Source organism: Kitasatospora sp. NPDC059803, assembly GCF_042732255.1.
Classification (GTDB): Bacteria; Actinomycetota; Actinomycetes; order Streptomycetales; family Streptomycetaceae; genus Kitasatospora.
The window spans coordinates 47,233-48,709 of record NZ_JBHWIJ010000025.1; the positions used below are offsets into that span (position 1 = coordinate 47,233).

The window sequence follows — 1,477 nt, forward strand, 5'->3', positions numbered from 1 at the left end:
GCGGGCTGTGGGCAAAAAATTGGGGGGGCGGTATACTGTTTCCTGCCCGCCGCCGGGGTGGTGGCCCCCAGGGATGTCGGTCTGGCCGACTTCCTGCGCGTCAGCCTTCCAGCGCACCCGGCACCGGATCATCGCCCTGGGACACGAACTGCCGGTACGTCAGAAGTACGTCAGGAGCAGTGGCCCCGCTGCCCGGCGTACCGCCCGAGCAGTAACCGGACCCCGAGCCCGGGGCGCGCCCGGGTCAGCTGCTCGGGCGCGGGGACGGCAGGGCCGCGGAGCCCGCCGCCAGGGGCCATTCGCGGTGGAACGGGGGCAGCGGGTACGTGCCCTCGATGACCGGGGTGCCGAAGACCTTCAGGTGGGCGAGCAGCGAGCCGGTCAGGTCGACGCCGCCGACCAGCGACCAACTCCCTTGGGCCTGCGGCGGGTTGCCGGAGGAGTCGGCGGTCAGTGAGCCCTCGGCCTGGGCCCGCAGGTAGGGGGCCACGGTGGTCTGGACGCCGACGGTGTCGTAGAGGCCGACGGAGACCTCGGCGCCGAGCGCGGCCCGCACGCCGGCCTTGCCGGTGAGGCGCACCCGGACCGGGGAGACCTTGGTGTCGGCGTCGGTGGTCGGGGTCCAGCCCTTGCCGCCGGTGTAGTCGGCGCGGACGGCCCAGGTGCCGGTGGCCTCCTGTTCGGCCTCCAGGTGGACCTGGCCGTCGGCGCTGACCTCCAGGTAGCAGGTGAGCTTCAGGTTGACCACGACGGGCAGTCCGGCGACGGTGAGCACCGGGCTGGCCTGCAACGTGGCGAAGGGCAGCCGGACGGGCGCGGCGCCCGTGCTGCGCGCGACGTCGCCGGTGACCTTCCACTGGGCGTGGGCGCCGAGGTCGAAGCCGATGGAGGCCGTGCGCGGGCTGCCGGCGGCGGCGCCGTGGTAGGCGAAGTGGACGGCCGGGTGCAGCTGGAGGGAGCCGGAGGCGTCCACGCTCGCGCCGTCGGGCAGCGGGACGGGGGCCTTGACGTCGACCTCCAGGGTGCCGGAGGCATCGGCCTTCACGCCGCCGCCGTCCGCACCGACGACGGCCTTGAGGTCCTTGACCAGCGGGGTGACGGTGATGCCGTGCGGGTCGACGGGCACCCGGCCGTCGGCCTCGGTGCCGCCGAGGAGTTCGGCGAGGGTGGCGGGGCGGGTGGTCAGGTTGAGGCTGGCGCCCGCGCCGGGGCGGACGCCGGTGACGGCGACCAGCGCACCCTGGGGCGCGGCGGCGGTGGGCGGGCTGGCGATGAGCTGCCCGGGCTGGACGGCGGGGGCGGGGGGCGGTGTCGCGCCGGCGGTCGCGGTGGGCCCGGCGGCCGGTGGCGCCGAGAGGACGGCCGTGCCGCCCGCCGGGTCGTACGCGGTGAGCTGGAGGTTCTGCCCGGCGGGGGTGGCCGCGCCGCCGTCCTTGGCGGGGGCGGCGACGGCGGCCTGCCGGACGCCGGCCGGGGC

At 76.4% G+C, this 1,477-nt stretch carries 1 protein-coding gene; it reads right to left on the reverse strand.

Annotated elements, in window-relative coordinates; genetic code table 11:
- Positions 1 to 244 precede the first annotated feature (244 nt).
- On the reverse strand, positions 245 to 1,477 hold a 1,233-nt coding region (locus tag ACFV6I_RS06770; protein ID WP_380423793.1), incomplete at its 5' end, for a hypothetical protein.